This window comes from Devosia sp., assembly GCF_048261455.1.
Taxonomy (GTDB): Bacteria; Pseudomonadota; Alphaproteobacteria; order Rhizobiales; family Devosiaceae; genus Devosia_A.
The window spans coordinates 265,853-291,087 of record NZ_JBLXGA010000003.1; the positions used below are offsets into that span (position 1 = coordinate 265,853).

Genomic DNA, 25,235 nt, shown 5'->3' on the forward strand with positions numbered 1-25,235 from the left:
GGATTACTGCAGCTTTTCAACCGGTTGGGACTTGCGCGGGTCGCCGCAATGGCCACCATCGCGGTGCTCATGCTCGGGTTCTTCGCCTTCCTCATCATGCGGGCGTCCACCCCGCCGATGGCGCCGCTATATACCGGCCTGACGTTCGAGGATTCGGGCGCCATCGTTTCCGAACTGCAGACCCAGAACATTCCCTTCGAGCTGCGCGGCGACGGCGCCACCATTCTCGTGCCCCGCGACACCATCACCCAGTTGCGCATGCAGCTCGCACAGGACGGACTGCCCACCCGTGGCCAGGTCGGCTACGAGATCTTCGACGAGCAATCGACGCTCGGCGCCACCAGCTTCGTACAGAACATCAACAATGTCCGCGCCCTCGAAGGCGAACTGGCTCGCACCATCACCTCACTGGCGCGCATCCGGTCAGCCCGCGTCCATCTCGTCCTGCCCGAACGCGCCCTGTTCAGCCGCGAGCAGAAGGAGCCGTCGGCCTCCATTGTCCTGTCAGTCCGCGGTGAGCTGTCCGCCGGCGAGATTCGCGCCGTCCAGCACCTGGTGGCCTCGGCGGTCGAGAGCCTGACGCCCACGGGGGTCTCGGTTGTCGACGATACCGGACGCCTTCTCGCCTCGGGCGGCGGCAACGGAACGGCCGACGTGCTGGCCAGCGAGACCGAAGAACGCACGCTCAATACAGAGAACCGCCTGCGCAATCGCGTCGAGGACCTGCTGGCCAATATCGTCGGCGCCGGAAGGGCCCGCGTCCAGGTTAGTGCCGAACTCGACCTGAACCGTCTGACCCGCACCTCGGAGACGTATGACCCAGACGGACAGGTTGTGCGTTCCACCCAGACCCGCGAGACCGAAACAACGGCGACCGGCGGCGGAGCTGGACAGGTTTCGGTCGCCACCGAATTGCCCGGAACCACCGTTGGCGGCCTCAATGGCGGCACGGCGGAAGCTGAAACGGCCACCGAAGAAGTCACCAATTACGAAATTTCCAAGGTCACCCAGACTGAAATGACCGAAGCCGGCGGCATCAAGCGCCTGTCGGTCGCCGTTGTCGTCGACGGCATTTACACCACCGCTGAGGACGGCAGCTCCACCTATACGCCGCGCCCGCAGGAAGAGCTCGACCAGATCACCGCCCTCGTCCGCTCCGCTGTCGGCTTCGATGAGAGCCGCGGTGATCAGGTCGAAGTTGCCAACCTGCAGTTTGCTGATCGGCCGGAACTGGCCACTGGCGGCACCGCCGAAGCCGGCTTGTTCGATTTCACCCGCGACGACCTGATGGGCGCCGCCGAAATGGCGGTCACCCTGCTCATCGCGCTGGCCCTCGTCTTCTTCGTCCTTCGCCCGCTGCTCAAGCGCGTGCTGACGCCGGAAGCGCCCCCGCTGGCGCTGCCCCCCAGCGCCGAGATCGCGCCCAGCCAGTCCTATAATGGCCAAGACCAGTTCGATGGCGACGCCGAGCCCAGTGAGCCACGGGTACCGTCCTGGATAAACAACGCCCGCAACGCTGGCGAAGCCCAGACCAAGACGCTGGAGAACGTCGGAACACTGGTCGAAGACAACCCCAAGCAAGCCGCGCTCATCGTGCGCGACTGGCTTTCGAACCCAAGTTGAGGACCTGAAGCATGGCTGCCGCCGCGCAGGAAGATTCCCAGGCCGCCCTCCCCTCCGGCCAGTTGGTCGTGGGTGACGACGCCAATCATCGCGCGCTGAACGGTACCGAGAAGGCCGCCGTGCTGCTGCTGGCGCTCGGCCCCGATTACGGCAAGCCCATCCTCGAGGAACTCGACGAGATGGAAATCCGCGAGTTGTCCCGCGCCATGGTGCGGCTCGGGCCGATCACACAGGACATGCTCGACTCCCTGCTGGTCGAGTTTGTCACTAATGTTTCGTCGAACGGCAGCATCTCGGGCAATTCCGAAACCACCCAGCGCCTACTGCTGAGCTTTTTGCCCACCGATCGCGTCGACGCGATCATGGAGGAGATCCGCGGTCCGGCCGGTCGCAACATGTGGGAAAAGCTCTCCAACGTGCAGGAGGACGTGCTCGCCAACTATCTCAAGAACGAGTACCCCCAGACCATCGCCGTCGTGCTGTCCAAAATCTCCACCGATCATGCGAGCAAGGTGCTGGGCTCGCTGCCGGAGGAACTGGCCATGGACGTCGTCCAGCGCATGCTGGCGCTCGACCCGGTGCAAAAGGAGATTCTCGAAAAGATCGAATCCACCCTGCGCACCGAGTTCATGTCGACCCTTTCGACCACCAAACGGCGCGATAGCCACGAGCAGATGGCCGAGATCTTCAACGCGTTCGACCGCCAGACCGAGGCGCGCTTCATCACCACGCTTGAAGAGCGCGACCGCGAGGCATCCGAACGCATCAAGGCGCTGATGTTTACCTTCGACGACCTGGGTAAGCTCGAATCCGCAGCCATCCAGACCCTGCTGCAGGCCATCGAGAAGCGCGAACTGGCGCTGGCGCTCAAGGGCGCCAACGACACGCTCAAGGAGCTGTTCTTCGCCAACATGTCGGCGCGCGCCGGCAAGATGCTCAGCGACGACATGGAATCCATGGGGCCGGTGCGGCTCAAGGATGTCGACGAGGCGCAGGGCCACATGGTCGCCGCCGCCAAGGATCTGGCCGCGCGTGGCGAGATTGTCATCGCCAAGGGTAACTCCGATGAGGAGATGATCACCTGATGGCGGCCACACTCAACAAGTTCACCTTCGATCTCGATCTCGGCGAAAAGGCCGAGCGCAGTGCGGTCCTGACCGAATCCGACCTGGCCAAGCGCGTCGAGGAAGCACGCCAGGAAGGCTACCAGCGCGGCTTGGCCGAGGGTGAGGCAACTGCGACAGCCCGTTCTGCCCAACAACTGGTCATGGCTGGCGAGGATCTGGCTCGCCAGGTGACCAGCATGGCGGCGGCGCTCGATGATCAGCGCAGGGCCGACATGGCGGACGCGATCGATCTGGCCGTCGCCGTCGGGCGCAAGCTCGCCGGCACCCTGATTGCCGCCCAACCGCAGGCCGAGATCGCAGCTCTCGTGGGCGAATGCATGGGCTCGCTCGACGGCGTTCCCCATCTCGCCATCCGCTGCGCGCCGGACCTCGCCGAAGCGGTGCGCGATGCCGCAACGTCGACCATGGACGCGAGCGGCTTCTCCGGGCGCCTGGTGGTTCTGGGCGATCCCGAAATTGCCGCCGGCGACGCCCGCATCGAGTGGGTCGATGGGGGAGTGGTGCGCGACCATACCAAGCTGCAGACACGGATCGACGCCTGCATCGACAGTTTTTGTGAGGCGCGCGGCATCAGCCCGCGGCCGACAGAGGAGGCCTCGGAATGACGCCAGACGCACCGGACGAACTGGGTCTTGAGGAAATGGCCGCGCCCGGTCGCGATGGACCGACGCCGACCGGCGACCGCTCCGCCGCCGATCTGGAAGCCGTTTTTGATGTGCCCGTGCGCATCTCGGTCGTACTGGGCCGCGCCAAGGTGCCCGTCGCCAGCCTGCTCAAGATGGATGTCGGCACGGTGGTCGAACTCGACCGCCAGGTCGGCGAAGCCGTCGAGATCTACGTGAACGACCGATTGGTCGCCCGTGGCGAGATTGTCCTCGTCGATAGTCGGTTGGGGGTCACCATGACCGAGATCATCAAGGCCACCTGATCATGCGATTTTCAAACCAAGAGCGCTTCAGCCAAACCGTGTTCATCACCTTCGCAATCTACTGCACCCGGAGCCAGCCATGCGCCTGTTGATCGTCGGCCCGCTTGAAGGGCAACTCACCGAAGCCACGAAGCTCGCCATGGACGGTGGCGCCAAGGTTGCGCACGCCCCCTCCGTCGAGATCGGGCTCGCTTCGCTCCGCGCGGGTCGCGGCGCCGATCTGCTGCTGGTCGATGTGATGATGGATATCGGCGCGCTGATCGCCGGTCTGGAAGCCGAGCGCATCGTGGTACCGGTCGTCGCCTGCGGCACCGAAAGCAATGCCGCCGCCGCGGTCAACGCCATCCGCGCCGGCGCCAAGGAGTACATCCCGCTTCCGCCCGATGCCGAGCTGATCGCGGCCGTCATCGCCGCCGTGGCACGGGAGTCCAGCGACTTTCTCTATCGTGACCCGGCTATGTCGCGGGTCGTCGGCCTCGCCGACCAAGTCGCCCGCTCCGACGCCTCGGTGCTGATCACCGGCGAAAGCGGCACCGGCAAGGAGGTCATGGCCAAATACCTGCATGCGCACTCGAAGCGCGCCAGCAAGGCCTTCATCTCCGTCAACTGCGCGGCCATCCCCGAGCAACTGCTCGAGTCCGAGCTTTTCGGACACGAGAAGGGCGCCTTTACCGGCGCTGTCGGCCGCCGCATCGGCAAGTTCGAGGAAGCATCGGGCGGCACACTGTTGCTCGACGAAATTTCCGAAATGGACGTGCGCCTGCAGGCCAAGCTGCTGCGCGCCCTGCAGGAGCGGCTGATCGACCGCGTCGGCGGCTCGAAGCCGGTGCCGGTAGATATCCGGGTCATCGCAACCTCGAACCGCGACCTGAGCGGCGCCGTCCGGGCCGGGCTGTTCCGTGAAGATCTGCTGTTCCGCCTCAACGTCGTCAATCTCAAGCTGCCGCCGCTGCGCGAACGCCCTGGCGATATCGCCGCCCTGGCCGAACACTTCATCGACAAATACAGCCGCGCCAATGGCATCGAGCGACGCAGTCTGTCGACCGAGGCCCGCGAAGCCCTGCTCCGCGCGCCCTGGCCGGGCAACGTGCGCGAACTCGAGAACACGCTGCACCGCGCCGTGCTGCTCTCGAGCGGCGAGGTCATCGGCCCCGACGCCATTCTGATGCCCGATGGCACCGGCCTGAGCGACGTCGTCGCCGCGGCGAACATTGCCACCCAGGCGGCCCAGACAGCGCAGACCCTCTCCAACGCCATGGTCGGCCGCACCGTCGCCGATGTCGAACGCGACCTGATCCTAGATACGCTCGATCATGTGCTCGGCAATCGCACCCATGCCGCGACCATTCTTGGCATCTCGATCCGCACCCTGCGCAACAAGCTCAACCAGTATGCCGATGAAGGCGTGGCGGTCCCCGGGCCGGGCGCCCAGCGCAACTCGGCTGCCTGAATGCACAATCCCCGCACACAGCCTGAGCGACTGCCTCAGTCAGTTGGCCGTGTGCACCACTCTATGAACGAGACCGGACCGATAAATGGCTGACGTTTCTGCACCCGGCCCCGGCGGCTCATCCGGTTTCCGCCTCCCCACGCTGGCCGAACTGCGCAGTTCGCTCGGCTCGTCGGATATCGCCCTCGCCATTGGCGTCATGGCGATCATCGTCATTCTCATCGTGCCGCTGCCGCCGCTGCTGCTCGATGGTCTGCTCGCCATCTCGATCGTCTTTTCGGTGCTGATCCTGATGACGGCCCTGTTCATCAAGACGCCCCTCGAGTTCTCCAGCTTTCCGACCGTGCTGCTGATCGCCGCCATGCTGCGGCTGGCGTTGAACCTCGCCACCACGCGGCTGATCCTCGCTGACGGTCACACGGGCACAGGGGCGGCCGGTAACGTCATCGAGGCCTTCGGCAACTTCGTCATGCGGGGCAATTTCGTCATCGGTGTCGTGGTTTTCTCGATCCTGATCCTCGTCAATTTCATCGTCATCACCAAGGGTTCGGGCCGCATCGCCGAAGTCGCAGCCCGCTTCAATCTCGACGCCATGCCCGGCAAGCAGATGGCGATCGACGCCGATCTCAGCGCCGGCCTGATCGACGAGACCACCGCCAAGGCACGCCGCGAAACGCTTGAGGCGGAAAGCGCCTTCTTCGGCAACATGGATGGTGCCTCGAAGTTCGTCCGCGGCGACGCCATCGCCGGCCTGCTGATCACCTTCATCAACATCATCGCCGGCATGATCATCGGCATGCTGCAAGAGGGCATGAGCTTTGACGAGGCGGGCAGCGTCTACACTCTGCTGACCGTCGGAGACGGCCTGGTCAGCCAGATTCCTTCGCTCATTGTCTCCACCGCCGCAGGCCTGCTGGTGTCGAAGGCCGGTGTCGTCGGCTCGGCCGACAAGGCACTGCTCAAGCAGTTCACCGGCTATCCCAAGGCACTGGGCATGTCGTCGGCAGTCATGGCCGCCCTCGCCTTCCTGCCGGGCATGCCCGTCGTTCCCTTCCTGATGCTGTCGGCCGGTGCCGGATATCTCGCCTATCGCAACGCCAGAACCCAACGGGCCGAACTGGAGCGCGAAACCAGCACAGCCGCCATCGAGGAAGCCAAGGCGGCCCAGCCGCCGGCGGAAGCCCCTATCACCGACAGCCTAAAGATCGACGATCTCAAGCTCGAACTGGGCTACGGATTGCTGTCGCTGGTCAAGGAAGACGAGAACGGGACCGATCGACTCACCGAGCAGATCAAGGCCCTGCGCCGTCAGTTGGCGACCGAACTCGGCTTCATCATGCCGCCGGTTCGCATTCTCGACAACATGCAGCTCGAGCCCAACGACTACAAGATCCGCATCAAGGAGGTCGAAGCCGGCGGCGGCCAGATTTTCGCCCATCAGTTGATGGTCATGGACCCCATGGGACACGAGATCGATCTGCCCGGCGTCCACACCACCGAGCCGACATTCGGCCTGCCGGCCACCTGGATCGAACCGGGCCTGCGCGACGAGGCCGAACTGCACGGCTACTCGATCATCGACCCGTCGACGGTCATTTCCACGCACCTGACAGAGGTGTTGAAAGCCAACGTCTCGGATCTGCTCAGCTACGCCAATGTCCAGTCGCTGCTGAACGGGCTCGACAAGAACCAGCAAAAGCTCGTCGAGGATATCGTCCCCGGCCAGATTTCGGTCTCGGGCATCCAGCGCGTGCTGCAGGCGCTTCTTTCCGAGCGCATCTCTATCCGCGACCTGCCGACCATTCTCGAAGGCATCGCCGAGGTCGCCGGCCCAAGCCGCAGCGCCCAGATGATCGCCGAACACGTCCGCTCGCGCCTCGCCCGGCAACTGTGCGCCTCGAACCTCGGTCCCGACGGCAATCTGCCGCTACTGACGCTCTCGCCGCAATGGGAGCGCGACTTCGCCGAGTCGATGGCTGGCGAAGGCCCGGAGCGCCATCTGGCGATGGCCCCCTCACGCCTGCAGCAGTTCATTGTCGCGATCCAGAAGGCGTTCGAGTCCGCCGCCCAGCAGGGCGAAATTCCGGTCCTCATCACCTCGCCCGGCATTCGCCCGCACGTCCGCGCCATCATCGAGCGCTTCCGTCCGCAGACGGTGGTCATGAGCCAGAACGAGGTCCATCCCCGCATCCGGTTGAAGACAATCGGCAGCGTCTGAGGTCGCCCGCCGCTGGCTAGGCCGGGATAGTTTTCCCCGCGAACGCCTCACGCAGCGCAAGCCAGGCCCATCCGAACCCGAGCATCATCACCGGCGTATAGAGCGCGCCCCAATAGCTGTTGAAGGGTTTGCCGACGAGCGCGAACAGCGTCAGATATGCCGCGACAACAGCAAGCGCCCGTCCACCGCCGCGCCAGGCCCAGAGCCCGAACAGCGCCACCGGCAGGATCAGCGCCGTCACCCAGACGGGCGCCAGGCTCCATAGACCGTTGAAGCCCGATGTTTTCAGCAGGAACGCCATGCCGCCGAACTGCAGCCAGCTGTCGGGATAGGCGCGATCCTCAGCACCCAGCCGCCGCGCCACCTCCCACCAGTGCCAGCCAAAATAGAGCGCATAGACAGCCATCCCCGCGGCCCAGCCGGCCGCCTCGCGCCAACGGCGCTGCCAAAGCGCGATGACGAGGCAGACCAGCACATATGGCGCGGCAAGCTCACGCACGAATAGCGCGATTAGTCCGGCAAGCAGACCGATCCAGCGCCACCCCGCGCCATAAGCGGCGACGGACAGCAAGATCAGCGTGCCCGCCGCGATCTCGGTGAAATAGACCGCTTCAGGCGCCGCGATGCCGAACAGGCTGCTGCCGACCGCCAATGTTGCAATCGCGGCGACCGCCAGCCCGTCAGGCCGGGCCATCCGGTAGGTGAGGGCTAGCGCAAAAAGGGCGAGTGCGCCGAGAAAAGCCTGTGCCAGCGCGGGCCCCAGCCCCGCAACCAGGATCGGCCAGGCCGGAGTGCGCCAGTTGAACACCGATCGCGTGCCATAGCCCTCGGCTCGCAGCACGTTCTGCGCGGAATCGTGATAGCCCCCACCCGACTGCATCTCGGCAATGATCCTGGCATAGGCCGCGGCATCACCCGCGCCAACGGCTTCGGCAGACGGCGCGGGCGGGGCCGAACCTTCAGAAACCACTGCCACTGCGACCAGCACGGCCACTAACGCGGCTATGGCGACTAGTACCAGCGCCCGGCCTCTCGCCGACAATCCGCTCATTCGTGACCGCACAACACGTGTCCCACCCCTGTCGTCCCTGAGATTAGGGCCGATGGGGCGCAAATTCGGTTAAGAGACGATCCTTACAAAACCGCGTCGGCGCGGAACTTGCCGGCAGACCGGGCATTGGGACGGAGCAACACTCCGGGGCATATTCAGATGAAACTCTTCCGCTGCGACAATTGCAGCCACATGCTGTATTTCGAAAATACCAAATGCGGTCATTGCGGACGCAAGCTCGGCTACGAGCCTAATACGAACCGTCTCGTTTCGCTACTGGATGGCCCCACGGTCTATACCGCCCCTGCCCTGGACGGCGCGAAGTTCGTCTATTGCGCCAATGCTGCTCATGGCGCCTGCAACTGGCTGGTGCCGTCCGAGCCCGGCGCCGATCCGTTCTGCCGCGCCTGCCGCCACAACGATACCGTACCCAATATCGATGATCCGACCGACCGCAGCCGCTGGCAGGTGATCGAGCGCGCCAAAAAGCGCCTGTTCTACTCGTTGTTGCGCCTTGGTCTGCCGCTCGCGACGCGAAACGAAGACCCCGAGCATGGCCTGAGCTTCCGCTTTCTGAGCGACGACGCCAGCACCGATCCGGTGATGACCGGGCATGAAGACGGCGTGATCACCATTGCGCTGGAGGAAGCCGACGATGCGGCGCGCGAATATCGCCGCACGCAATTCAATGAGCCCTACCGCACGCTGCTTGGTCACTTCCGGCACGAGATCGCCCACCACTATTGGGACATCCTGGTCGGCGGCAAACCGACGCTCGGTGAGTTCCGCCAGCTGTTCGGCGACGAACGGGCCGATTATGGTGAGGCGCTCAAGGCGCATTACCAGTCGCCGCCCGAGAACTGGAACCAGACCTATATCTCGGCCTATGCCACGTCGCATCCGTGGGAGGATTTCGCCGAAACCTTCGCGCATTACCTGCACATCGTCGACACCACCGAGATGGCCACCGCCTTTGGTCTGAGGGTGCACCCTGACGTCGACAGCACCGGCGAGATGTCCGGCCGGCTCGATTTCGACCCCTACGGGCCGGTCAACACGAACGAGTTGATCCACAACTGGATTCCGCTGACCTCACTGATCAACAATCTCAACCGCGCCGTCGGCCAGAGCGACGCCTATCCCTTCGTCCTGACACCGGCGATCATCGAAAAACTCGATTTCATTGCGCGGCTGATCCACGACGCCGGCGCCATGCAATGGACCGTCCCGGGTCCTGACGGTCCGATTGCGATCAGTTCGCCCAACGAGGCAGAGGACTGAGGCGGCAACCCGCCACGCTCAACACTCGGGAAACGCCAGGCTGAGCCCGCCGAGACTGGTCTCCTTGTAGCGTGCATCCATGTCGCGGCCGGTCTGGCGCATGGTCTCGATGCACGCATCGAGCGACACCATGTGCGTGCCATCGCCCACGAGGGCCAGTGACGCCGCGGCCACCGCTTTCACCGCGCCCATGCCATTGCGTTCGATGCACGGGATCTGCACCAGCCCGCGCACCGGATCGCATGTCATCCCTAGGTGATGCTCCAGCGCGATCTCCGCGGCATTCTCGATCTGTTTATTGGTGCCACCGAGCGCAGCGCAGAGCGCTGCCGCAGCCATCGCCGATGCCGAGCCGACTTCGCCCTGGCACCCGACCTCTGCGCCGGAAATCGAGGCGTTGAACTTGATCAGCCCGCCCACAGCCGCCGCAACCAGCAGCATGTCCGGCACCTTTTCGCGCTGCGCCCCGGGGACCAGGTCCAGATAATAGCGGATCACGGCGGGTAGCACGCCTGCGGCCCCGTTTGTCGGCGCCGTCACCACCTGCCCGCCGGCGGCGTTTTCTTCGTTCACCGCCATGGCATAGGCCGAGAGCCAGTCGACGGCCGAGTGCAACGGTACCGAATTGCGCCCGGCCATGCCGTCGAGATGCCCCTTCAATCCGCCGGCGCGCCGCTTGACCTGCAGCCCACCCGGAAGCTCACCTGCGCCGGCCAGACCCCGGTCGATGCACCGCTCCATCACCCCCCAGATCTGCAGAATGTCATTATCAAGCGACGTCGCGGGTCGGAGGGTCAGTTCATTCCGCCGCTTCATTTCCGCGATGCTGAGCCCGGACGCCGCGCCCATCTCCAGCATTTCCGCCGCTGTTCCGAAGGCATAGGGCACGTCTTGCTGCGGCGCCCCTGCCCCGCGGCGATCGGCCTCCAGCTCCGCCTCGCTCAACACGAAGCCCCCGCCAACTGAATAGTAGACTTCCGACAGCAGGTCCGGCGCGCCTTTTAGCAACCGAAACTGCAGGCCATTCGGATGACCCGGCAATTGGCTGCCCTTTTCAGCAATGATCGCCGTTTTCGGATCGAGCCGCACGCGATGGCCGCCGATTTCCACGGTGCCGCTTACCGCCAACGCAGCGAGCGCGGCATCGGCCGCCTCACGATCATAACTGTCCGGTGTCATGCCCAGCAGCCCGCAAAGCACCGCGCGTTGCGTCCCGTGCCCGACGCCGGTGTAAGCCAGTGACCCATAGAGACGGCATTCGATCGCTGCGCCGCTTGCCGGCAGGCCCGCAACCTTGTCGCGAAACCGCCCGGCCGCCAGCATCGGCCCCATCGTATGCGACGAGGACGGCCCCACGCTGACCTTGAACAGATCGAAGACCGAGACAAACATTGTGCCGGCACTGTGTGAGCACGCTCGGGCGCGGTCAAGCCGCTGCGCCACGGTGCAGAACACCCTGACGAGACCGATACAACTTTACCTTTTGCTAACCCGTTAACCCGGCTGCGCGCCGTTTGCGCCGCGTTTCCGCTATTGTGACGAAACTGGGGCAACGCTGCTCGGCCGAGCTGGCTGCCGCCCCAACAAGTCGCTGGGAGGCGATGAGGGTCGGACTCCGATAACGGAGCCGGCCCTTTTTAATTCCAAATCCCAACCAATCGCACTGCGACGCGGGAACGAGTGTGCGGGAAGCTCGTTGTCACTGCAACGGGCCGTGCGGCACGCCACAGCCAAGCGATGTGCCGCACAGCCCTGTTCATGAGACACACGAACGAGAGGAACATACGATGCTCCGCACCCTTTTGACTACTACCGCAGTTGCCACCCTTCTGGTCGGCGGCGCGGTCGCCCAGGATGCCCCCGCCAACGCGATGGATTCTGAGACCACGACCATGGATACAGAAGTGGTCGTCGATCCGGCGATGAGCACCTCGATCCTCGCCACGGGCTATACCGTTGTCGATACCGACAACCTGGCCTCCGAAATCATGGGCATGCCGGTTTATGGCGCTGCCACTAATGATGCCGAGCAGGTTGGCGATATCAACAACCTCGTCATTGCCGAAGACGGCACTGTCGCTGCCGTGGTCCTCGGCGTCGGCGGCTTCCTGGGTCTTGGCGAAAAGAACGTCGCCGTGAACTATGACGAGCTGCAGTGGACGACTGACGAAGACGGCGAACTCCGCCTCGTCCTGCCGACCACCAAGGAAGCTCTTGAGTCCGCTCCGGACTTCGAGACGGTCGACCGCGATGACATGGCCATGGACAACAACATGGCCACGGACAACAACATGGCAGCCGACGACAACATGGCGGCTGACGACAACGCCATGGCGACCGACAACACCATGATGGATCCGGCCAACGATACGGCGATGGCTCCGGCCACCGACACTACCGGTGACGTCGCTGCGACCGACCGTATGCAGCAGCCGGTGGCTGGCCCGATCGATCGCACGACGCTGACCGACCAGGCGATGACCGCTGAAGAGCTCATCGGCACCAATGCTTATGGCCCGAACGACGAGCATCTCGGTGCTATCGGCGACGTGGTCTTCGGTGAAGATGGCACGACTGTCGAAGCCGTGATCATCGACTTCGGCGGCTTCCTCGGCATCGGCACCAAGCCGGTCGCTGTCTCGGTCGACAACCTGAGCTTTGCTCTGGACGAGTCGAACAACCGCTACCTGTTCGTGAACGTCACCCGCGAGCAGCTGGATAACGCCGTTGCCTTCGACGCGGACACCTTCAATACCGATCGTGACCAGCAGCTTCTGACCACCGACGCTGCGATGTAATCGGGTCCCCACCCGAACGACGAAAGGCCCGCTTCGGCGGGCCTTTTTTATGTCACGACGCTGGTGTGGGGAGTAGGGAGCGGACTGTTTACCCCGGACTATTTCCGAATGTGCCGGATCCGCCCCATTTCGTCATATTCGGCCTGTTCGGCCTTGGCATCGGCAGCGGCTTCCCGTCCGGTTTCGCGCTGGTCGAGCAATTCCACCTTCTTGAGTTCTTCCACGGCCTCAGCCAGCGCATCCTGCGCGGCTTCCAGTTTGCCCTTCATATCGCCCGCCGAGGCCAGCAGGTTGTCCCTGCGCCCCATCGCGGCCTTGGCAAAGGTAGAATAGGCGAAATGCGCCACATCTGAAATGCCGGTTTTCTGGTGTTCGATCTCGATCTGCTGGTCCAACTCGTGCGCCATGCGCTCGAAGTCGGCGACCATCATCTCGATCTGCGCCAACTGACGGCGCTTTTCGTCGACCTGGAACTTCTTGAGCCGGATCAGGCTCTCGCTCCGCGATTTCATGACTTGTACTCCTTACACCCTCAAGCCACCGTCACTTTTGTTCGGCGCTCACCTTGTCGAGAATCGCTTCCAACATCGTATAGCTGTCGGCGATCGACGTCCGCTCCTCCCGCTGCTGGCTCAAGAAAGCCTCTAGCGCCGGTTGGATGGCGATGGCGCGGTCCACGCCAGGATCTGATCCCTTGCGGTATGCCCCCAGGCGGATCAGTTCCTCCATGTCGGCAAAAGTCGACATGAACTCTCTTGCCTTTTGCAGGTGCGGCCGGACATTTTCCGGCACACATCCTGGCATCGTGCGCGATATGGACCTCAGAACATTCACCGCCGGATAACGACCTCGTTCGGCGATGGAACGCTCCATCACAATGTGCCCGTCGAGAATGCCGCGCACGGCGTCCGCAATCGGCTCATTGTGGTCATCACCTTCCACCAAAACGGTAAACAACCCGGTAATGGAGCCTGAATGGGCAAGGCCCGGGCCGGCCCGCTCCAGCAAGCCCGGCAGTTCGGTGAATACGGTGGGCGGATATCCCTTGGCCGTCGGCGGCTCGCCGATGGCAAGGCCGATCTCGCGCTGCGCCTGGGCAAATCGCGTCAGGCTGTCCATCATGCACAACACCTGCTGGCCCTGATCGCGGAAGAACTCTGACAGGGTCAACGTCAGATAGGCGGCCTGGCGCCGCATCAACGCGGCCTCGTCCGAGGTCGCCACCACCACGACGGCGCGGCTGATACCGACCTCGCCGAGATAGTCGGTGATGAACTCCTGCACTTCTCGTCCGCGCTCGCCGATCAGCCCGATGACCGCGACATCGACCTGGGCATTACGCGCCAGCATGCTCATCAGCACCGATTTGCCGACGCCGGAGCCGGCGAAGATGCCCATGCGCTGGCCGTCGCACATGGTGGTGAATGTATTGAGAGCGCGCACGCCCATATCCAGCGGTTCCCCAACGCGCATACGCTCATGGGCAGGCAGCGGCGTCTGGCGCAATGGATAGGCGGTTGATCCCTGTGGCAGGGGCCCCTTGCCATCGATCGGCTCGCCATTGGCATTGACCACCCGCCCCAGCCACTCTGGCGACGGGCGGACCGCGCCGCTGTTTGCGCTGAACACGGCCCGGCAGCCCAGCCGGACACCGGTTAGCGGCCCGAACGGCAGGCACATCGCGTGCCCCTCACTGAACCCGATGATCTCGGCCTGCAGGACCCCGCCCCCGGTGGTCTCGATCGCCACGCGTCCGCCCACCTTGAGCTCGAGGACCGGCCCGACGATTTCCACAAGCAGGCCCTGGACGGTACGTACTCGCCCGAAGACCTCGTAATCATCGATGGAATCGATGGCAGCAGTCAGCGATTTCACGATATGTCCTCTGCCCGGCGGCTACCCGCCTCTACCTGCGATTCGGCCATAGGATAACGGTAACCGATCCTTAACGCGATTTCGTTAACCATTGTGGTTCACCTTACCTGTCAACGGGCCGGTAAGGCTTGCTCTCGCGGCGGCTCCATCGGGGAACCGTCACCCCCTGAAACCACGAGTCGCCAGAGTCGATTGCAGGGGTTTCTTAACCTAGTTTCTTAAGTCGAGAATTTCTTTTTTCGCTAGGGTTTTCAGGGGCTTGGATAAAAGTTAGCAAGACGTGGATTGAAGCTTGCGGATCGGAATTAAACTTTGTTAACTAATTGCGCTTAGCTTTGAGTCATATCCAGTAGGGTTCGGTTAGGGCTGAGAGCCAAATGGGCTTTTCCGCCCGGTTCCAGCAAGGAACGGTTAAAGGGGATAGACGGCATGCGTGTGCTCCTGATCGAGGACGACAGCGCCACGGCGCAGAGCATCGAACTGATGCTCAAATCTGAGAGCTTCAATGTATATACGACCGACCTCGGTGAGGAAGGCGTGGATCTGGGCAAGCTCTACGACTACGACATTATATTGCTGGATCTGAACCTTCCCGACATGTCGGGCTACGAGGTGCTTCGCACCTTGCGTGTCGCAAAGGTGCAGACCCCCATCCTCATCCTGTCCGGCCTGGCCGGCATCGAGGACAAGGTGCGCGGCCTCGGCTTCGGCGCCGACGACTATATGACCAAGCCGTTCCACAAGGACGAACTGGTCGCCCGCATCCATGCCATTGTCCGCCGGTCCAAGGGCCACGCGCAGTCGGTCATCAACACCGGCGACCTCTCGGTCAATCTCGACACCAAGACCGTCGAGGTTCAGTCCCAGCGCGTCCATCTGACCGGCAAGGAATATCAGATGCTGGAGCTGCTCTCGCTGCGCAAAGGCACCACGCTCACCAAGGAAATGTTCCTCAACCATCTCTATGGCGGGATGGACGAGCCAGAGCTGAAGATCATCGACGTCTTCATCTGCAAGCTGCGCAAAAAGCTCTCGGTTGCAACCGGTGGTCGCAACTACATCGAGACGGTCTGGGGCCGCGGCTACGTGTTGCGTGAACCCGATGATGTCGAAACACTGGAATCCAGCGTCGCCTGATCAGGCCGGAACTGCTGCATTGTCAAAAAACCTCGCGCCTTTCGACGCGGGGTTTTTTGTTGCGCCTGCAGCCTGAAGATAGCGCAAAACACCTATACAGTAGCGCCCCGAGCCATCGCAGGGGAAAGCTTCGCGACTGCGGCTTGACGGGCCAAATTAATATTATACTATAAATGAACGTGCCACGCCTTTTGGCGTGCCAAAACAAAGCCTGACCGACCAAAATATTGGCGGCAGATTTGAGGTACGTGCATCACCGCCACTAGGGCGGCAGGGAGGAAAATTATGAAGTCTGTCATCAGCCTGGCGGCCGTGCTGGCCGCAGGACTCGTGCTCACGTCCGGCGCCATTGCTCAGGACAAGCCCAAGCTTGCTTTCGTCGTGAACGCGGCGTCCGATTTCTGGAAGCTGGCCGAAGCCGGCGTGAAAAAGGCCCAGGGCGAGCTGCCCGACTACGAACTCGAGTTCAAGTACCCGGCCCAAGGCACTGCTGCGCTGCAGAATGCGCTGATGGATGATCTGGTCGCCGCCGGCACCGACGCCATCATGATCTCGTCGGCCGATCCGAAGAACTCGATCGATGCCTTCAACCGCATCGCCGCTCAGGTGCCGCTGTTCACCACCGACTCCGATGCGCCGGATTCCGATCGTATCGCCTATCTCGGCTCCTCCAACACCCTTGCCGGTGTTCAGGCGGGCGAGGAAATGGTCAAGGCCATGGACGGCGAAGAAGGCAAGTGCATGGGCTTCGTCGGCTTCCTCGGCGCCGATAACGCCATCGAACGCATCGCCGGCTTCCGCCAGGCCATCGAAGGCAGCAATATCGAGCTGGTCGACGTGCGCGGCGACGATGTCGACTTCACGCGCGCTCGCACCAATGTCGATGACGTGCTGGTCGCCAATCCCGAGATCAACTGCATGGTCGGCTTCTATTCGTACAATCCGCCCAAGATCTACGAAGCGCTGCAGGCCGCCGGCAAGCTCGGCTCCATCACCGTCGTCGGTTTCGACGAGGACCCGGTGACCCTGGGTGCCGTGCGTGAGGGCTCCTTTGCCTCGACCGTCGTGCAGCAGCCCTTCGAGTGGGGCTATCAGGGCATGAAGCTGATGGCCTCCTATCTCGAGGATGCCGACAGCGTCGACCTGCCGGATGACGGTTTAATCATCGTGCCGACCAAGGTCATCGACCAGTCCAACGTGGATGAGTTCGAGGCCGACCTGAAGGCCAAGATCAACGGCTGACGTTCGCGCTCTGGTCCTGGCGCGACGCCCGGCGGCGGCAGGCTCTCCCCTGCCGCCGCTGTCTGCGTCATCGGCCGCCAGACGCCTGACTTTGCCTTGACCACAGTGAATTGCCCATGCCCGACCCAGTTGCCGAGTTGAGTGCGCCGCCGCGCTCCGTTGCTCAGCCTTTCCTGCGCCTCACCAGCGTGCGCAAGACCTATCCCGGCGTGGTCGCACTGGCGGGCGTCGACATGTCGGTGGCGCCAGGCGAGGTCATCGGCCTCGTGGGCGAAAACGGCGCCGGCAAATCGACACTGATGAAAATCCTCGGCGGCGTCATTCAGCCCGATAGCGGCACGATCGAGATAGACGGCACGGCCCTGCCCGGCCTTACGGTTTCAGGGTCGATGCGCGCCGGCATTGCGTTCGTCCATCAGGAACTGAACCTGTTCGACAATCTCGATGTCGCCTCCAATGTCTTCATCGGCCGTGAACCCCTGACCGGCGGCCCGTTGAAACTGGTCGATACGCGCAAGATGCGCGCCGATGTTGCGCCCTATCTTGAAAAGCTCGGCGCCAGCTTCACCCCGAGCACACCAACGGCGCGCCTGTCGCTGGCGCAGCAGCAACTGGTTGAGATCGCCAAGGCGCTCTCGGTCAACGCCCGCCTCGTCATTCTGGATGAACCGACGTCATCGCTTCCGGTGGCGGAAACCGACCGGCTGATCGAGGTGATCGCGGGCTTGAAGGCTGCCGGCATTGCCGTGATCTTCATCACCCACCGCCTCGGCGAGATCACCCGCAGTTGCGATCGTGTGCTGGTGCTGCGTGACGGCGTGCAGGTCGGCACACTCGACAAGGCCGAAATCACCCACGACAACATGGTTCGCCTGATGATCGGCCGGGCCCTGCGGGTCGAGTACGACCCGCCCAAGGCCGCGCGCGGCGGCGCCCTGCTCTCCGCCCGCGGCATCCGCACTACCGCCCATCCCGGGCGCGACGTCGATCTCGACCTGCATGCCGGCGAAATCCTCGGCCTTGCCGGCCTAGTCGGCTCGGGCCGCACCGAGTTCGCGCGCGTGCTGTTCGGCATCGACCGGGCCAACGCCGGCACATTGCAGTTCGACGGCGCGCCGCTGACGCTCCACTCCGCCAGCGATGCGGTCAAACACGGCATTTACCTCGTTCCCGAGGACCGAAAGGGTGCGGGCATCCTGCTCGACCTGCCGATCGCCGAGAACATCTCGCTGCCCAACCTGCCATCGCTGTCGCCGGGCGGCCTCGTCTCCGCCAGCCGCGAACGCCAGCAGGCCGAACAGAGCCGCACCGAGCTCAGCATCAAGGCGCCCACTGTGCAAACGCGCACCGGCAGCCTTTCCGGCGGCAATCAGCAGAAGGTCGTTCTGGCAAAATGGCTTGCAATGCGGCCGCGCGCCTTGATCTTCGACGAGCCGACCCGGGGCATCGACGTCGGCGCCAAGGCCGAAATCTACCGCCTCATGCGCGGCCTCGCCGACTCCGGCGTCGCTGTGCTGATGATTTCCTCGGACATGGAAGAGGTGATCGGCGTCTCGGACCGTATCGCCGTCATGCATGAGGGCCACATCTCAGGCCAGCTCGAGCGCGCCGACTTCTCCGAGGAAAACGTCCTCTCCCTCGCCATTGGCAAACCTCTGGCCAGCGCCGGCCGCCCGCAACAGGACATGACGCGATGAACAAGAAAGATCTCGGACTGCTGGTCCTCATTCTCGCGGTGGGCTTCATCGTCTTCCTGCGCAATCCGCTGTTCCTGAGCCCCAACAACATTGCCAACACCGCCAATCTGATCGGCCTGTTTGGCCTTTTCGCCATTGGCCAGGGCTTCGTCATCATGACCGGCGGTATCGAGCTCAGCGCCGGGTCGATGATCGCGCTGCTCGGTACGCTGTTCGTCGACCTCGTCGGCAACAAGGGCGTACCCTGGCCCATTGCCTTCGCCATCGTGCTGGTTCTCGGCCTGCTGCTGGGCCTCGCCCATGGCCTGCTCATCACCAAACTGAAGATGCAGCCCTTCGTCGTAACCCTGTGCGGCCTCTTGATCTATCGCGGCGTCGCGCGCGGTTACACGGCCGACGCCACCGCCGGCTTTCCCTTCGGCTCCGAATATCCCGGCCTCGATTTCTTCGTCGCGCGCATCGGCGGCGTGCCGGTTTCGGTCTATGTGCTGGCGGTCGTCGGCATCATTGCCTGGATCGTGCTGCACCGTTCGGTCTTCGGCCGCTACCTTTTCGCCATCGGCAAGAACGAGGAAGCGGCACGCTTTTCGGGCATCCGCACCGATCTCGTCATCACCTCGGCCTATGTCATCTGCGCCGGTCTGACCGCGCTCGCAGCCGTGTTCTTCGCCATGTACACACGGTCCGTGCAGCCCTCCTCGCAGGGCAATTTCTACGAGCTCTACGCCATTGCCGCGGCCGTGCTCGGCGGCTTCTCGCTGCGCGGCGGCGAAGGCTCGATCGTCGGGGTCATCCTCGGCACCATCCTGCTGCAGGAATTGCAGAACCTTGTGAACCTGCTCGGCATTCCGTCGTCGCTGAATTTTGCCGTGATGGGCGGGGTCATCCTTATCGGCGTCATCGTCGACCAGCAGTTCAACCGCTACCGTGCCCGGCGCCAGCAGGCCGAAGCGGCGCGGGCGAGCCCGACCACGGAGACCCCGGCGCCCGCCGAATAATCCACGCGCGACTGGTCGGTCGGGCTAAACCCCGGCCTTCCATCTGTGCCGCCAACCGCTAAACTGGGGGCTCCACTCGACGAGGCCCCGATGCACGAACGCGACTACATCAGCCCCGGCCGCTCTGCCGCGATCGGCGAAAACGGCATGGCTGCCACCTCCCATCCCATGGCGACCCTCGCCGCGCTCGATACGTTGCGCAGCGGCGGCAATGCCATGGATGCGGCACTGGCCGCGGTCGCGGTCCAATGCGTCGTCGAACCCGGAATGACCGGCATCGGCGGCGACTGCTTTGCCATTGTCGCACCCGCCGGCGGCGAGGTGGCGGCCTTCAATGGCTCGGGCTGGGCCCCGGCCGGCGCCTCTGCCGACGCCCTGCGCGCCGAGGGCCTTACCGCCATTCCCGAGACCTCGCCGCACGCCGTCACCATCCCCGGCGCCGTCGACGCCTGGTGCCAGCTCAACCAGCGCTTTGGCACCATGGGGCTCGATCGCCTGCTGCTGCCTGCGATCACCCTCGCCGAATCCGGTCACCGCGTGACGGGCCGCGTCGCCTACGACTGGGCCCGATCCGGCGACCGCCTGAGCACCTACCCCGCAACCGCGGCCCAATATCTGCCCGCGCCGCGCACCGGCGACATCCACGCCAATCCCGCCCTCGGCGCCACCCTGCGCGCCATCGCGCTCAATGGACGGGACGCCTTCTACACTGGTCCGGTCGCCGACGAACTCGTCACGACACTAACCAGCCTCGGCGGCACCCACTCAGCCGACGACTTCGCCGCGTTCGAGGGCTTTTTCACCAGCCCCATCGCCGGAAGTTTCCGTGATCGCACCCTGCTCGAATGCCCACCGAACGGCCAGGGCCTCGCCGCACTGGTGATCGCGCGCATTCTCGATGGTTTCGATCTTGGCGACGTCTCGGAGGCGAAACGCATCCATCTTCTCGCCGAGGCAACCAAGGCCGCCTATCGCCTCCGCGACCTGCTAATTGCCGACCCGGCCCATCTGCCGATGCCCGTCGAGGACATCCTGTCCGACAGCTTCATCGCCAGTCTGCGCGACCCGATCCGGCCCGACCGCGCCTCCGATCCGGCGATGTGGGATGGGCCGCTGCATCGCGACACCGTCTATCTCACCGTCGTCGATCGCGATCGCAACGCGGTCTCGCTGATCAACTCAATCTTCGCCACCTTCGGCTCCGGCATCTATGCGCCAAACGCGGGTGTGCTGCTGCAGAACCGTGGCTCCGGCTTCACCCTGGCTGAGGGCCACCCCAATGCGCTTGGTCCTCGCAAGCGCCCGCTCCACACCATCATTCCGGCGATGCTGATGGACGGCAATCGCCCCCTCATGCCGTTCGGGGTCATGGGTGGCCAGTTCCAGGCCGCCGGCCACGCGCATTTCCTCACTCATGTGCTCGATCGCGGCTACGACCCGCAACTGGCCAACGAAGCGCCGCGCAGCTTCGCCTTCAATGGCAAGCTGACGCTCGAACCCGGCTTCGGCGAAACGGTTCGTGCCGAACTCGAGGCCATGGGCCACGCCACAGAATGGACCGACGGTCCGATCGGCGGCTGCCAGGCCATCTGGATCGACCACCAGCGCGGCGTACTGATCGGCGGCTCCGACCACCGCAAGGACGGCCTGGCGCTGGGCTACTAGCTAACCGACCCTCTCCGCAATCCTGCGCCCCTGACGCTGCGCGACAGTGCCGTGCGGCCTGGCTCAAATCTGCGTCTTGACAAAACCGTACATAACTATACGGTTTTGTCATCGGGAGAGATGAGATGCCGACACCAAAGCAAATCGCACGGCGCGAGAGGATCGAAGCGGCGGCTTATGCCGTGCTCAAGGAGTCCGGCTACAAGAGCGCGTCCCTGCTGGCGATCGCCCGGCGCGCCTCCGCCTCCAATGAGACGCTCTACACCTGGTACGGCAGCAAGCAGGCCCTGTTCCGGTCACTGGTCGAAGCCAATGTCGCCGAGGCTCGGGATCTGCTTCAGGACACCCTCGAGGCGGGTGGCGATCCGATCGCAACCTTGCGGACTCTCGGGCCGGTCCTGCTCGCCATGGTCACCGGCGACAAGGCCATCACCCTCAATCGCGCTGCCGCCGGTGACGTCAGCGACACGCACACCCTAGGTCCGGCCATCGCAAACTTCGGGCGCGGCACCATGGCGCCGCTGCTCCGCGATCTGCTCGCCGCCGCCCACCGCGACGGCGCCCTCTCCTGTGACGACCCTGCCGAAGCCGCCGACATCTACTTCCGTCTGTTGATCGGCGACCTTCAGGTGCGCCGTGTCATCGGCGTCCTCGATGAACTCACGCCCGAGCAGATCGCGGAGCGCGCCGCCGGTGCGACGACCGCCTTCCTCCGCCTCTACGCCGTCCCCACCGCTGCCGACAGGACCGAACAGCCATGACCCGCACCCTGAAAATCTTCGCCCTCCTGTCGCTGCTTTTCAGCGGCGCCATCTTCGGCTTCTTTTATGCGTGGGTGTGCTCGACCATGTGGGGGCTCGACGCGGCCGAACCTCAGGTCGCCATCGCCGCGATGCAGGCCATGAACGCCTCAGTGCGCAACGCGGTGTTCGCGCCGGCCTTTTTCGGAACGCCCTTTGTCTTGTTGGCCACCGCGCTAATCGCGCGCAGCGCCGGGCAGACCCGTGCAGCGCTGCTGTTTGCAGCCGGCGGCCTCGTCTATTTATTCGGTGGACTCGTGCTGACCATGGTCGTGAATGTGTCGATGAACGAAGCCCTGGCCGTGACCGCCATTCCGCAGGACACAAGCGCGGCCCAAGCGATCTGGCAGGCCTATTCATGTCCCTGGCAAATGTGGAACATCCTGCGCACGATCGCATCCGGTGGGGCACTGGCGCTGACCGGAGTGGCGATCCTTGCGATCAAGCCTCGGCAGTGAGTTTAGAGCGCACCGCGCTCGATTGGCGGCAAGCAAGCGGTCAGACGGCCGCTTCTTCCGGCGCCACGAACTTGGCTTCCAGCTGAAAGCGGTCGAAGGGCTTCATCATATAGTCCGAAGCGCCGGCCTTCAGCGCCATCGCCACGGCGCCCACGTCGTTCTCGGTGACCATATAGATCACCCGCGGAGCCTGTCCGCCATTGTAGCCGCGCAGCATTTTCAGGAATTCGAGCCCGCCCAGCACGGGCATCTCCCGGTCCAGCAGCACCACATCAGGCATCTCCTGCCGGCACTTGTCGAACGCTTCCTGTCCGTCTTCGGCCTCGTCGACAATGTAGTCGAGATCCTCAAGAATTCGGCGCGCCACTTTACGCACCACACTTGAGTCATCGACGATCAGACAGGATTTCATGAAAAGCGTGCTCCCGCGGTCCGTTCATTCGGGCACTTAGGGTCTATAGCCCGTATTTGTGCCCGCGAATGGTTAGCACGGGGTATATTTGCCGCCCAAAGGTCCCGATTTTGCTTGGATGCAACCGACCATGGGCGTATCCAGCGGCAAGATTTGGTCAGGGCGGACCCCGCGGCAACGCGCGGGCCCGACAGCGTCACCCGATGATCTCCATCTCGAACCTCAGCTTCACCTGGCCCGGTGGCACACAGCCCACCCTCGACGGGCTCGACCTAAAAGTCGAGAATGGCGAGGTTTATGGCCTGCTCGGTCCGTCCGGCGCGGGAAAATCCACGACCCAGCGCATCCTGATGGGGCTCGAGCGCCACTTTTCCGGCACAGCCACCGTGTTCGGGCAGCCGGCCGGCAGCCTTGGGCGTGCACTCTACGAGCGCATCGGTGTCTGTTTCGAACTCCCGGCGCTCTATCTGCGGCTGACAGCCCGCGAAAACCTAACCCTGTTCGCCAGCTTCTATTCCACGCCCAAACGTGACCCGATGGAGCTTCTCGGCTGGGTGGATCTCGCCGACGCTGCCGATCAGCGCGTCGAGCGCTTTTCCAAGGGCATGAAGATGCGGCTCAACCTGGCCCGCGCGCTGATCAATGACCCCGAACTGCTGTTTCTCGATGAACCGACTGCCGGACAGGACCCTTCCCGTGCGCGCATGGTGCGCGATCTCGTGCGCCGGCTGAAGTCCGAAGGCCGCACCATCTTCATCACCACCCACAACATGGCCGAAGCCGCCGAGATCTGTGATCGGGTGGGCTTTCTGGTGGATGGCAAGGTGCCGGTCACCGGCGCTCCGGACGAGCTGATGCGCCGCTACGGCCGCCGCGAGCTGGACGTCACCCTCAGCGCCGAACCCGAGCTCGAACGTCACAGCTTCCCGATGGAGACGATCGGCAGCAATTCAGAATTTCTCGCCATGCTGCAAACGGGCCGCATCGTCTCGCTCCATACTCGCGAAGCCAGCCTCGACGATGTCTTCATCACGGCGACGGGTGGCGCCCGATGACAGCCCTCGTTCCCATCCTTGCCCACGATACGCGTCTGCAGTTCCGCTACGGCATTTATGCTGCATATGCCGTCGTCACCGCGTTCTACGTGACGTTTTTCCTGCTGGCCGGCTCACTGGTGCCCACCTGGGTACCCGCGGTGATCGTCTATACCGACCCGGCCGTCGTTGGCTTTTTCTTCCTCGGCGCTCTCATGCTGCTCGAGCGCGGCGAAAACACCCGCATGGCGCTGGCCGCCACGCCGATCGGCGCCGCGGACTATATCGCCGGCAAGGCGATCACCCTGACGGGGCTCGGTCTCGTGGCAACCTTCATCCTCGTGCCCTTTGCCCATGCCGATGCCAACCTGATCTTGCTCGGCGTCACTGTAGTGCTCACCTCGCTTGCCTATATCGGGATCGGCGTTGCGTTTGCCCGACGTTGCCGCACCGTTAACGCCTATCTGATCGGCTCCGGCGCCCTGCTCACACCGTTGATCGCCCCCGGCTTTCTGGCATTGCTGCCGGAAATGCCGCTGCCCATCGTGCTGATCCCCACCGCAGCGCAATTGCGCCTCACCCTCGCAGCGCTCGGTGCCGTACCGGCCGATCCGCTAGAGGTCGGCATCGGGCTTGCGATTGCGGCGATGACAGCCATCGCCTGCCTTGCCTTCGCCATCCGCGATCTCAAGACGGAGTTCGGCAAGTGAGCGCCCCACTGCTGACGCAGTCCGGCCGCTGGCGCCGCATCGTTCAGTACGATCTGCGCAATATTGTCCGCGACCCCATGCTGCTCATCGTCATGGTGATGAGCGCCCTTCCGGCTTTGGGTCTCGCCATCTGGCGCAGCGACATCGACGCGGCCGCCCTCGGTGCCTTCGATGCGGCCGGTTTCACGCGCTACCTGATCCCGACGTTCCTCGTGCTGCCGGCGCTGCTGATCGGCTGGGTCGTCGGCTTCCTCACCCTTGAGGATCGCGACGAAGGCGCCCTCATGGCGGTTGCCATCACCCCACTCGGGGCGCGGGCCTATCTGGGCTATCGCGCAGCGCTGGCGGCCGGGCTCACAATGGGTCTCACCATCTATGGCATCCTCCTGCTGCTGCCCGGTATCAGCTTCCCCCTCGCGACACTGATATCTGTTCTGGTCGCCATTGAAGCCGTGCTTTCAGCCGCCATCCTGCCGGCCATGGCCCGCAACAAGGTCGAAGGTCTGGCGCTGACCAAACTCACCAATATCCTCGCCATGGCGCCCTTGGCGGCGCTGCTGCCATTCCCTTGGCGCTACGCTTTCGGCATCGTGCCGCATTATTGGCTGGGCGAGCTGCTGCTGGTGCCCCCTGCCGAGGCAATGCCGCTCTGGATCACCGCAGCGCTTGCCCTCGCCGTACACGCAATCGTCGTCGCAGGACTGCTGCGGCGGATCAGGCGCTGAACGAAA

Annotated in this window: 23 protein-coding genes; 18 read left to right on the top strand and 5 right to left on the bottom strand. The window is 63.9% G+C overall.

Going from position 1 to position 25,235, the window contains the following annotated elements; translation table 11 throughout:
- Nucleotides 1–48 precede the first annotated feature (48 nt).
- The 6 genes from fliF (at nt 49) to flhA (ending at nt 7,346) form a co-directional block, all read left to right on the top strand.
- Nucleotides 49–1,623: a flagellar basal-body MS-ring/collar protein FliF gene (gene fliF / locus ACN0TK_RS05200; protein WP_417308390.1), complete on the top strand. Its 1,575-nt coding sequence runs from the start codon at nt 49–51 to the stop codon at nt 1,621–1,623.
- A gap of 11 nt (nt 1,624–1,634) precedes the next feature.
- Entirely contained in the window at nt 1,635–2,708 is a 1,074-nt protein-coding gene (fliG, locus tag ACN0TK_RS05205; protein ID WP_417308391.1) for a flagellar motor switch protein FliG, read from the top strand.
- A complete protein-coding gene (gene fliH, locus ACN0TK_RS05210) occupies nt 2,708–3,355 on the top strand; it encodes a flagellar assembly protein FliH (protein WP_417308392.1) in 648 nt (215 codons plus the stop codon). Before fliG ends, fliH begins: the two co-directional genes overlap by 1 nt.
- Complete coding sequence (fliN, locus tag ACN0TK_RS05215) at nt 3,352–3,678, top strand: flagellar motor switch protein FliN (protein WP_417308393.1); 327 nt, start codon at nt 3,352–3,354, stop codon at nt 3,676–3,678. Before fliH ends, fliN begins: the two co-directional genes overlap by 4 nt.
- 79 nt (nt 3,679–3,757) lie before the next feature.
- Entirely contained in the window at nt 3,758–5,128 is a 1,371-nt protein-coding gene (locus ACN0TK_RS05220) for a sigma-54 interaction domain-containing protein (RefSeq protein WP_417308394.1), read from the top strand.
- Nucleotides 5,129–5,213: 85 nt separating this feature from the next.
- Nucleotides 5,214–7,346, top strand: coding sequence for a flagellar biosynthesis protein FlhA (flhA, locus tag ACN0TK_RS05225; protein WP_417308395.1), 2,133 nt, complete (start codon nt 5,214–5,216; stop codon nt 7,344–7,346).
- A gap of 16 nt (nt 7,347–7,362) precedes the next feature.
- Here the strand turns inward: flhA and ACN0TK_RS05230 are convergent, their stop codons facing one another.
- Complete coding sequence (locus ACN0TK_RS05230) at nt 7,363–8,397, bottom strand: hypothetical protein (RefSeq protein ID WP_417308396.1); 1,035 nt, start codon at nt 8,395–8,397, stop codon at nt 7,363–7,365.
- 159 nt (nt 8,398–8,556) lie between these two features.
- On the opposite strand from ACN0TK_RS05230, the gene ACN0TK_RS05235 reads away from it, so the two are divergent.
- On the top strand, nt 8,557–9,678 hold the full coding sequence (locus ACN0TK_RS05235; RefSeq protein ID WP_417308397.1) for a zinc-binding metallopeptidase family protein: 1,122 nt from the start codon (nt 8,557–8,559) through the stop codon (nt 9,676–9,678).
- Nucleotides 9,679–9,696: 18 nt separating this feature from the next.
- On the opposite strand, the gene ACN0TK_RS05240 is transcribed toward ACN0TK_RS05235, so the two are convergent.
- On the bottom strand, nt 9,697–11,070 hold the full coding sequence (locus ACN0TK_RS05240; protein ID WP_417308398.1) for an L-serine ammonia-lyase: 1,374 nt from the start codon (nt 11,068–11,070) through the stop codon (nt 9,697–9,699).
- Nucleotides 11,071–11,465: 395 nt separating this feature from the next.
- Between ACN0TK_RS05240 and ACN0TK_RS05245 the strand changes: the two genes are divergently transcribed.
- Nucleotides 11,466–12,476 (top strand): PRC-barrel domain-containing protein, encoded by a 1,011-nt coding sequence (locus tag ACN0TK_RS05245; protein WP_417308399.1) that lies wholly within the window; start codon nt 11,466–11,468, stop codon nt 12,474–12,476.
- A 98-nt stretch (nt 12,477–12,574) separates the two neighbouring features.
- Here ACN0TK_RS05245 and fliJ read toward each other — a convergent pair whose 3' ends face one another.
- Nucleotides 12,575–12,988, bottom strand: a complete 414-nt coding sequence (fliJ, locus tag ACN0TK_RS05250; protein ID WP_417308400.1) for a flagellar export protein FliJ — start codon at nt 12,986–12,988, stop codon at nt 12,575–12,577.
- A 31-nt stretch (nt 12,989–13,019) separates the two neighbouring features.
- Nucleotides 13,020–14,351: a flagellar protein export ATPase FliI gene (gene fliI, locus ACN0TK_RS05255; RefSeq protein ID WP_417308401.1), complete on the bottom strand. Its 1,332-nt coding sequence runs from the start codon at nt 14,349–14,351 to the stop codon at nt 13,020–13,022.
- 429 nt (nt 14,352–14,780) lie between these two features.
- Between fliI and ctrA the strand changes: the two genes are divergently transcribed.
- From ctrA to ACN0TK_RS05290, 7 genes are all read left to right on the top strand, one after another.
- Nucleotides 14,781–15,488 carry a response regulator transcription factor CtrA gene (ctrA, locus tag ACN0TK_RS05260; protein ID WP_417308402.1) on the top strand — a complete coding sequence of 236 codons (708 nt, stop codon included), beginning with the start codon at nt 14,781–14,783 and terminating at the stop codon, nt 15,486–15,488.
- A 285-nt stretch (nt 15,489–15,773) separates the two neighbouring features.
- Nucleotides 15,774–16,730, top strand: a complete 957-nt coding sequence (locus ACN0TK_RS05265; protein WP_417308403.1) for a sugar-binding protein — start codon at nt 15,774–15,776, stop codon at nt 16,728–16,730.
- A 116-nt stretch (nt 16,731–16,846) separates the two neighbouring features.
- Nucleotides 16,847–18,427, top strand: coding sequence for a sugar ABC transporter ATP-binding protein (locus ACN0TK_RS05270; RefSeq protein ID WP_417308404.1), 1,581 nt, complete (start codon nt 16,847–16,849; stop codon nt 18,425–18,427).
- The gene (locus ACN0TK_RS05275) at nt 18,424–19,425 is read left to right on the top strand and encodes an ABC transporter permease (protein ID WP_417308405.1); all 1,002 of its coding nucleotides are present in this window, start codon (nt 18,424–18,426) and stop codon (nt 19,423–19,425) included. Before ACN0TK_RS05270 ends, ACN0TK_RS05275 begins: the two co-directional genes overlap by 4 nt.
- 90 nt (nt 19,426–19,515) lie before the next feature.
- Entirely contained in the window at nt 19,516–21,090 is a 1,575-nt protein-coding gene (locus ACN0TK_RS05280) for a gamma-glutamyltransferase family protein (protein WP_417308406.1), read from the top strand.
- Between the two features lie 125 nt (nt 21,091–21,215).
- Entirely contained in the window at nt 21,216–21,851 is a 636-nt protein-coding gene (locus ACN0TK_RS05285; RefSeq protein ID WP_417308407.1) for a TetR/AcrR family transcriptional regulator C-terminal domain-containing protein, read from the top strand.
- Nucleotides 21,848–22,348, top strand: a complete 501-nt coding sequence (locus tag ACN0TK_RS05290; RefSeq protein ID WP_417308408.1) for a DUF1772 domain-containing protein — start codon at nt 21,848–21,850, stop codon at nt 22,346–22,348. The genes ACN0TK_RS05285 and ACN0TK_RS05290 overlap by 4 nt, the downstream gene beginning before the upstream one ends.
- A gap of 40 nt (nt 22,349–22,388) precedes the next feature.
- On the opposite strand, the gene ACN0TK_RS05295 is transcribed toward ACN0TK_RS05290, so the two are convergent.
- A complete protein-coding gene (locus ACN0TK_RS05295; protein WP_417308409.1) occupies nt 22,389–22,760 on the bottom strand; it encodes a response regulator in 372 nt (123 codons plus the stop codon).
- A gap of 203 nt (nt 22,761–22,963) precedes the next feature.
- Here ACN0TK_RS05295 and ACN0TK_RS05300 point away from each other — a divergent pair, with 203 nt between their 5' ends.
- The 3 genes from ACN0TK_RS05300 to ACN0TK_RS05310 are packed head-to-tail and all read left to right on the top strand — an operon-like array spanning nt 22,964 to nt 25,229.
- On the top strand, nt 22,964–23,815 hold the full coding sequence (locus ACN0TK_RS05300; protein WP_417308410.1) for an ATP-binding cassette domain-containing protein: 852 nt from the start codon (nt 22,964–22,966) through the stop codon (nt 23,813–23,815).
- The gene (locus tag ACN0TK_RS05305) at nt 23,812–24,504 is read left to right on the top strand and encodes a hypothetical protein (RefSeq protein ID WP_417308411.1); all 693 of its coding nucleotides are present in this window, start codon (nt 23,812–23,814) and stop codon (nt 24,502–24,504) included. The genes ACN0TK_RS05300 and ACN0TK_RS05305 overlap by 4 nt, the downstream gene beginning before the upstream one ends.
- Nucleotides 24,501–25,229 (top strand): hypothetical protein, encoded by a 729-nt coding sequence (locus ACN0TK_RS05310; protein WP_417308412.1) that lies wholly within the window; start codon nt 24,501–24,503, stop codon nt 25,227–25,229. Before ACN0TK_RS05305 ends, ACN0TK_RS05310 begins: the two co-directional genes overlap by 4 nt.
- Nucleotides 25,230–25,235: the final 6 nt, after the last annotated feature.